Raw genomic sequence first — 7,873 nt, 5'->3', positions numbered from 1 at the left:
GAAACGATTGTATAAGGTCTTGTGCGGGCCATACGCTTTCGGAGCATCTTTCCACTGAAGCCCGTTCCGGATGACGTAAACGATCCCGCTCAGAACACGGCGATCATCCACACGGGGAACGCCGTGCGCCAGCGGAAAATACGGCCTGATCAACTCCATCTGACGCTCGGACAGCAAAAACAGATCACTCACAGGCTCACCTCCTTTGGTAATCCTGTGAATCACTGATGGCCGCTCATTGCAACAGATTAACAGGTCCTGAGCCTATTTCAGCTACAGCCGCCACAACAGCCTGCTGAACCGCTGAACCGTCAGAGGTCACAAGCCTCTGGAAACCCTCTCGTTGAAACAGATCGGGTTGCAGAGGCCAGTGATCCCTGCCGGGCTCCGGGGCAAAGTTCTGTCAGATCAAAATCTGCCCCTCAGGCATGAAACTTCAGGCTTCCAGTGCCTCAACAGCGGCCCGCGCGAAAGCCAGCCCGTCAACCGAATCATCCGCTTTCGGCTTCGAACGGGCGCAGAGCTCCGCAATCAGAAACCCATGCTTCGGACTGATATGCAGCCTCTGACCAAAAATACCATACGCGGCAAAATCACCATCCGAAAAATGACCCGCACCATCAGGTTCCGGCCACCACATATAACCGTAAGCAGCCTGCGTTCCGTCCACCAGTGTCAGTGAACGTCCCGCCTCCCTCACCCACCCCTCAGGAAGAACGGAAAGCCCGTCGATTTTCCCATCATTCAGAATAAACTGACCGAAACGGGCAAAATCCCGCAAAGTCGCGTTCAGCCCGGTAATCGCCGTCTCAACCCCGTCCAGCCACCAGTAAGCATCCTGCTGCATACTAAAAGAGGACGCCAGAGTTTCTCAGAAAGATAGTCCGACAGCGTACGCCCGCTCGCAGCATGCAGAAGATAGCCCATCACACAGGTTTCGCCCGTGCTGTAGGTCCATTTTCCGCCGTGCCCCGCCTTACGCGTCAGCCCCACCATCAGATCCAGAATGGCGCCCGGCTGCTGAGCAGACTGACAGGCCAGTAACCGCTGCCGGTCGGAGGCCGGGTCAGTGTAAGTCTCATTCCACGCAACACCCGATGTCATCTGCAGAATATTGCGGATCGTCACCCCGGCATAAACCCCCGTCGCCAGACGCGGAAGATAACGTTCCACAGGATCTTCCAGACTGCCAATCAGCCACTCCGCAATCGCAATACCAATCAGCGTGCTGCTAACAGACTTCGCAATCGACATGGACGGCCAGAGTGATGTCCGGTCCGATCCCGAGATCGTAATGCTCCAGAACAATCCGGTTGTCTTTCATCACCAGCAAACCGGCGACGCGGTTAAACGACAGATAATCATAAAGATCACACGTCGTGTCACCATGCGGGATCTTCATGCCAAGAAGACGATCCCGCATCTCCGGCGCAGACACCAGAGCCGAAGGCTGACCACTGCCAGCAACCCGACGGACCGGAAGCATATCTTTCAGGTGACGAAAAACTGCGACCTGCTGCGCGGGAGGCAGACGACCATCATACAGTCTCGCCAGAAGACGCGCTTATCCCGCTCATCCGCGATCAGATGATCCGATATAACGGCGCTGCCACACCCGTTGTTTTCCATTGTCGCAATCCTTGTATCCGGAAGACATTGAAATGATGTTTTCCATTTTTAGGTCGAAACAATGAAAACAGGAAGAGACCAGCGGAGCCATAAAGCAACCAGCGAAGATGCACCGCCATAGAACGGGCCACATTCCCGGGCAGACCCGTTCCAGCGCCTCCTTTGCGATTCCGGCATGCTTTTTCACTTCACGCGGAACAACAACCCCGAACGCACCCCTATCACACCGGATGCGTATCCATCATCGGCGCCGCAACCGCTACCTTTCCGGACTGCTTTCTGAGCAGAAGCTGGATCACACACCACGCCAGAACGTAAGCACTGCTGCACACGATAAACAGAAGGTAATACCCCGTCGTAATGCTGTTAATATGACGATAATGGTCCAGCACGATTCCGATCCCGACGGGGAAAAGAATCCCCCCAACGGACCCCGCCATTCCGCCAATTCCCTGAACAGAAGCTATCATCTCCTTAGGAAAATAATCCGCAGGGATAGAATAGATATTCGCCGACCAGCCCTGATGTGCGCCCGCAGCCACACTCAGGAGAGCAACCATCAGCCACATCGAATCAACCTGAGCGGACAACGAAAGTGGCACGACCAGAAGCGCCATAATCAGCATAGTCAGCCGCCTCGCCGAGGCAACTTTCCAGCCCCGCCCGATCAGAAACGACGAGATCCAGCCGCCGCCAACGCTCCCGACCGAAGTCGAGCAGTAAACAACCATCAGAGGAAAACCGAGACGCTGCAAATCAAGATGATAACGATCCGCGAAATAGGACGGCAGCCAGAACAGAATAAAAAACCAGATCGGATCAGTCATGAACTTTCCAACCGCAAAAGCCCATGTTTCCTTCATCTTCAGCAGATCAATCCAGCGCCCCTTAAACGCCGGCACCTCACCCCCTGCCGGACTCTGACGAATATAGTGCAACTCGTCCGCGGAAAGCCCCCGCGTCTCCTCCGGCGGCCGATACACACGCAGCCAGACCGCCAGCCAGATAAAACCGGATAAACCCGTAATAATGAAAGCCGCCTGCCACCCATACGTCAGTGCCAGCCACGGAACCGTTGCCGGCGCCATGATCGCCCCGATACTGGTACCCGCCGTAACGACACCTACTGCCAGAGAACGCTCCTTCGCCGGAAACCACTCTGAAACAGCCTTGAGCGCGGAAGGAAAGTTCCCCGACTCTCCAAACCCCAGCAATCCCCGGACAACACCAAAACTGATCGTCCCGCCCACAACAGCATGCCCAATGGAAGCCAGACTCCAGACCAGCATGCAGAACGCATAACCAAGACGCGTGCCGATCTTATCAATCACTTTACCGCAGGAAAGAAAACCAATCGCGTAACAGGCCTGAAAAACAATCACCAGATAACTGTAATCTTTTTCCGACCAGCCAAATTTCTGTTCAAGCAAAGGCTTCAGCAAACTGAGAACCTGCCGGTCAACGTAGTTGATCGTGGTAGCGGCAAAAAGCAGACCGCATATCATCCAGCGATATTTTCCGTTCATAACGCCCTCCGTTTTCTTTTTCCAGGGATGCCGCGGCACCCGTTTTTATGGGGAAAGGTTATTTTACGATCTCACACCAGAACTACGACCAGCGCTATATTTCGTGATGCCTTAACAGCTTTTCATGACGTTATAAGACGGAACGCTCCGCAATCCTGACTGTTTCCTGCCCTTTCACGATCAGAGAAATAAAGAGCACCAGACTGACAGCCACCGTCAGGGCCAGAACAGTGCTGTACGACCAGCCCTGATGCGTGGCGAGCCACGCCTGAACCGTCGCATTTGCGGATGTGAGGAGAAAACCGATCTGATAGACAAAACCGGAAAACGTGCTGCGGATGGCCGCCGGAGCAAGCTCGTTGAGATAAGCGGGCATCACCCCGTAAACACACATGACAAGAAACTGCATGACCACAGCCGACAGCAGGCTCGCCAACAGCCCGGACGCCATTGCCCAGAACGGCAGAATCAAAAAGATCGCTGCTGCAGAAGTAATAATCGTCTTCCGGCGTCCGTAGCGCTGTGAGAGCGAACCGCCACACAGACAACCCGCCACAGCTGCCATGTTGTAAGCGACAGCCACCAGAGCAACCTCATGCACCGTCATTCCCCGCTCCGCCCGCAGCATCGTCGGATACAGATCCTGAGTCGCATGACTGAAGGTCGCCCCTGCGCTCATAAACAGAACGGCAAATCCCAGAAGCACCCATTGCCCGGCCATACTCTCCCGGAAAGACACAGATTCTGCTGCCTTCTTTTCACCATCCATTCTGTAGTCCGGCAGCATCATCCGCAGAATGGTGACACAGAGCGCAACACCTATGCTCACCAGATACATACCCCGCCAGCCGGCAGATTCATAAATCAGACCATAGAGAACAGCCGCGAAAAGATAGCCAACAGGATATCCGGACTGCAAAAGACCGGATACAAAACCTCTTTTTGAAAGAGGGATGCTCTCCATCGCATAGGATGTGCACACCCCCCACTCTCCTCCCATCACCAGCCCGAACAGCGCACGAAAAAGGAGAAAGACAGAAAGAGACGGAGCCAGACAGACACCGGTTTCGCACAACACAAACGCAATCATGTTGCCGACCAGCACGCGCCTGCGGCCAAATTTGTCAGCCAGCCAGCCGACACTCAGCGCGCCGAAAATCCGTGTCGCCAACGGCAGAGACATTGCCCATGTCATAGTCGTCAGATCGGTGGAGAAATCACGGGCAATCCCGCTTAGTGCAAACGCAGTAATGAAGAAATCAAACGCATCCATCGTCCAGCCGCCGAAGCAGGCAATCACGATATGAGTCTGCTGCCGTCCTGAAAACATCCCGTTCCTCTTTTCACCAGATAAACCAGCCACGTTTTCCATATCCTTCAGAACTGGGCCAGAAGCCGGAAGCCCGCGAGAAGAGCATTCGGATAAACGTGGTTTGCATCGGGATGAATTATATATTGCAGATCAGGCAACAGCTTGATCCCGGAACTGATGAATGAAGTGTAGGTCAGTTCAAGAACCTGAAAATTTGTCTGCGGCGCCGCCACTCCATTGAGAAGTGGCACCCCCATATCAGCCTGCATTTCCTGCTGCCGCGTGATTTTGTGATTCACCGTCTGACGTGTCCAGAAAAACGATATCGCATCCGTTATTCTTCCCGGGAACATGCCCTGGGAGATAATACCGAGCGTATACTGGCTCTGATTGGGAAGCGATGCCCCCATATTGAAGCCCGCCAGACTATAAAGCATGATACCCTGATTCGCCGCCGGCCCATAGCGGTACACCATCTGATCGGCACCGACATACCAGGCCCCGCGCTGCCTTTCGATCCTGCCCGGCAGTTTCGATATCAGTTTCGGACGACCATCCGTCGATGTAAACGGATCAGCATGGTCGGACGTGTCGATATAACCGCCCAGTTTATAGTGACCGGTGAACTTCCCTTTCCCGAAAGAAGGCTCCCAGCCAATTTCCATCGGAACAACAAAGCCCTGCTGAACAAAAGAAAAATCAAACCCCGCCCGACCGCCCTCGGTTGGTGACACCTCATAAAGCCCCGCCTGGGCATAAAGATGATAGCCAGGGTTCACGCGGGCCATAATCCCCCACTGCGAGAATGGCCAGGAGCGCCACTTGGTTACGTTGGAAAGCCCCGACGGATGAGCGCAGGTAATCATGTTCAGCGCGTAACATCCGAGATAGGACGTGCCGAATTTCATATTCGCCGGCATCCGCCCGAAGTCGATGACAAGCTTTTTATTGAAAAGCGACTGCTCGAAATACATATAGACAAGCTTGTAAAGAACGTTGCCACCCGCACCGTAATCTTCCTGTGGCTGGATCAGCGACGTGACACCCATATAATCAGTCGCCACATTACGCCCGGCACGCTGAATGCCAAGCATGTGGAAGGACAGTCCTTTCCAGCGAAACATTTTTTCAAGATCGATATCAGCTCCCATCACGACCTGATGCGTGTAGGTAAAGCCTTTTTTTCTGCCTCCGGCGACATCACCAAGGCTTTCATTCAGATATGTCAGAGTAAAGGAGAACCCATGCTCCTCCATTCTCGTCCTCAGCCCCCCGATTGTACCAAGAATACGGTCATCCTTTGGAACAACCCGCACTTCCGGCCATGCGGAACCCAGTGCACTGGCAGCCATACCGGTCCTCTCTCTCTGCTGGGAGGATGAGGCTGCATTATCACGCTCCATAAATTGCGTGACGCTGCCTTCATCCCAGAAGCTCGGGCCGGGCTTAACCTTCACCACGCGTGTCGTGGTAGCTGACTCACCATCGACCTGATCCGCCGCTATAGCGGTCTGCATCCATATAGAAAAAAAGAAGATAATGAGCATACAACTCATCATTCTCTGTAAAGAGATATTTTTCATGGCAACGGTAACCGGAATATTCCGGAGTCCCCGACAGCAGAACACACAGGTCCGCCAGCCGATTACGCCGTTATGTGAATAAAACCGTCGTACACTGAAGCACTGCGGATAAAGCCCGGCCGCAAAGGCTCAGTCGGCTCAGCCGGTGACCATCATTTTTCTGTTCTGACTCTGTGTCTCATCTGGCTATCTTTCTTTTTTTTATTGACCAGGTTTGAGAATCTGACCCGCCTGCAGATGTTACCGCAGCTTTTGTCTCAGGCCGATCCCTATTAAGTAACCCGATAGGGCGTTATGAGCATCCCGTCAATTCTGCCGGCAGATGTTCCCGTGTATGTGAAGAATATTTCCTGCCGGCCCGTAAAGCGCATAGCGGCGTAAAGACTACGCCGGGCACGCCTCACTGTTTCAGACCTTCTCCGTAAGCTCCGGAAGAATTTTAAAAAAATCACCAACCAGACCGTAATCCGCGACCTGAAAAATCGGCGCATCCTCATCCTTATTGATGGCAACGATAACACGCGAATCCTTCATCCCCGCCAGATGCTGAATCGCGCCTGAAATGCCAATCGCAATATAGAGATCCGGTGCCACAATCTTACCAGTCTGCCCGACCTGCCAGTCATTCGGCGCATACCCCGCGTCAACAGCCGCACGACTGGCTCCGACCGCCGCATCCAGCTTATCGGCAAGCGCAGTAATCTGATCAAAATTCTCTCCCGACCCCAGACCGCGACCGCCGGATACAACAATTTTTGCCGATGTCAGATCAGGCCTTTCAGAAGTAATCGTCTTGTCCTCCACCCATGCCGAAAGCCCCGGATCAGACGGAACACTGACAGACACGACCGAAGCACCACCACCTGCCCCGACCGATGAAAAACCAGCCGTTCTGACGGTAAAAAACTTTATCGGATCAACTGAACGAACCGTCTGGATCGCATTGCCTGCATAAACCAGGCGCTCAAATGTATCGGCGTCCTTTATGGCCGTTACATCGGACAAAACCATCGCCTCCAGCAACATCGCCGCTCTTGGCAACACATTCCGCGAAAGCGCTGTCGCCCCGGCCGCAATATGCGTATAATCCCCGGCAAGGTCACGGATCAGCCCTGCCAGTGGCTCAGCCAGACCATGGGCCAGCGAGGAATCATCCGCCAGAAGCACCTTCGAGACCCCAGCCAGCTTCGTCGCTTCCTCAGCAACCCCGGCGCAATTCTCACCGGTCACCAGAACGTCCGCATTACCCAGCGACGCCACAGCAGAAGTGTGCGCGCCAGCAGATCAGTCAGCAGATGGCCATCATGAACTTCGGCCAGAACAAGAACGGACATCAGATTACTCCCGCTTCATTTTTCAGCTTCGAGACCAGTTCATCCACTGAGTGCACTTTCACCCCCGCCTGACGCTGCCGCGGCTCGGCCGTGCTGAGCACGGTCAGATGTGGACGTGTATCCACACCGAGTTCTTCAAGCGACAATTCTTCAAGCGGCTTTTTCTTCGCCTTCATAATCGCGGGAAGCGCCACATAACGTGGAGGGTTCGAAAAACCTTCTGGTTTTGAACGGCTTTCTGTGATTCCATCTCTCGTATCGTGATTGGGGGGATGGAATGAAGCTGCTTGGTTTCTTTGATGTTGAAGAGCGCCTGTCTCGCCTGAGCAGGCTGGGCGATCAACTCGAAGCATTTTTCCGGACTGTGGATTTTGAGGTGTTCCGGCCTGACCTGGAAAAATGCTCTGGCGTATTCGGGCGGAAGCAAAGGCGGGCGTCCGCCGTTTGATCCGGTGCTGATGTTCAAAATCCTGGTGATCCAGACACTGA

At 54.1% G+C, this 7,873-nt stretch carries 7 protein-coding genes and 3 pseudogenes; 1 reads left to right on the top strand and 9 read right to left on the bottom strand.

Features of this window, described 5'->3' with window-relative positions; translation table 11 throughout:
* From GOB90_RS18295 to GOB90_RS18255, 9 genes and pseudogenes are all read right to left on the bottom strand, one after another.
* Nucleotides 1-192 (bottom strand): transposase (locus GOB90_RS18295; RefSeq protein ID WP_173572208.1); only part of this gene is annotated, 192 nt, incomplete at its 3' end.
* Nucleotides 193-436: 244 nt separating this feature from the next.
* Nucleotides 437-847: a serine hydrolase domain-containing protein gene (locus tag GOB90_RS19610; protein ID WP_146892966.1), complete on the bottom strand. Its 411-nt coding sequence runs from the start codon at nt 845-847 to the stop codon at nt 437-439.
* A complete protein-coding gene (locus tag GOB90_RS19605; RefSeq protein ID WP_146892969.1) occupies nt 790-1,254 on the bottom strand; it encodes a serine hydrolase domain-containing protein in 465 nt (154 codons plus the stop codon). The genes GOB90_RS19610 and GOB90_RS19605 overlap by 58 nt, the downstream gene beginning before the upstream one ends.
* Nucleotides 1,232-1,486, bottom strand: coding sequence for a hypothetical protein (locus GOB90_RS18280; RefSeq protein WP_146892971.1), 255 nt, complete (start codon nt 1,484-1,486; stop codon nt 1,232-1,234). Before GOB90_RS18280 ends, GOB90_RS19605 begins: the two co-directional genes overlap by 23 nt.
* Nucleotides 1,487-1,850: 364 nt before the next feature.
* Nucleotides 1,851-3,155: an MFS transporter gene (locus tag GOB90_RS18275; protein ID WP_146892973.1), complete on the bottom strand. Its 1,305-nt coding sequence runs from the start codon at nt 3,153-3,155 to the stop codon at nt 1,851-1,853.
* Nucleotides 3,156-3,285: 130 nt separating this feature from the next.
* Nucleotides 3,286-4,485, bottom strand: a complete 1,200-nt coding sequence (locus tag GOB90_RS18270; protein ID WP_173572207.1) for an MFS transporter — start codon at nt 4,483-4,485, stop codon at nt 3,286-3,288.
* Between the two features lie 47 nt (nt 4,486-4,532).
* Complete coding sequence (locus tag GOB90_RS18265) at nt 4,533-6,014, bottom strand: carbohydrate porin (RefSeq protein ID WP_173572206.1); 1,482 nt, start codon at nt 6,012-6,014, stop codon at nt 4,533-4,535.
* 444 nt (nt 6,015-6,458) lie between these two features.
* Nucleotides 6,459-7,384, bottom strand: a pseudogene (locus GOB90_RS18260) (electron transfer flavoprotein subunit alpha/FixB family protein).
* Nucleotides 7,384-7,593: pseudogene (locus GOB90_RS18255) on the bottom strand (electron transfer flavoprotein subunit beta/FixA family protein); the annotation flags it as partial. The pseudogenes GOB90_RS18255 and GOB90_RS18260, both read right to left, overlap by 1 nt.
* Nucleotides 7,594-7,661: 68 nt before the next feature.
* Here GOB90_RS18255 and GOB90_RS18250 point away from each other — a divergent pair.
* Nucleotides 7,662-7,873, top strand: a pseudogene (locus tag GOB90_RS18250) (IS5/IS1182 family transposase); the annotation flags it as partial.

This window comes from Acetobacter oeni (assembly GCF_011516825.1).
Taxonomy (GTDB): Bacteria; Pseudomonadota; Alphaproteobacteria; order Acetobacterales; family Acetobacteraceae; genus Acetobacter; species Acetobacter oeni.
This window is presented reverse-complemented; position numbering and strand designations above follow the sequence as displayed.

Excerpts from the sequence above, each read along its gene's own strand:
- GOB90_RS19610 (WP_146892966.1), bottom strand. The coding sequence starts at position 847 with ATGCAGCAGGATGCTTACTGGTGGCTGGACGGGGTTGAGACGGCGATT.
- GOB90_RS19605 (WP_146892969.1), bottom strand. The coding sequence starts at position 1,254 with ATGTCGATTGCGAAGTCTGTTAGCAGCACGCTGATTGGTATTGCGATT.
- GOB90_RS18280 (WP_146892971.1), bottom strand. The coding sequence starts at position 1,486 with ATGCTTCCGGTCCGTCGGGTTGCTGGCAGTGGTCAGCCTTCGGCTCTG.
- GOB90_RS18275 (WP_146892973.1), bottom strand. The coding sequence starts at position 3,155 with ATGAACGGAAAATATCGCTGGATGATATGCGGTCTGCTTTTTGCCGCT.
- GOB90_RS18270 (WP_173572207.1), bottom strand. The coding sequence starts at position 4,485 with ATGTTTTCAGGACGGCAGCAGACTCATATCGTGATTGCCTGCTTCGGC.
- GOB90_RS18265 (WP_173572206.1), bottom strand. The coding sequence starts at position 6,014 with ATGCTCATTATCTTCTTTTTTTCTATATGGATGCAGACCGCTATAGCG.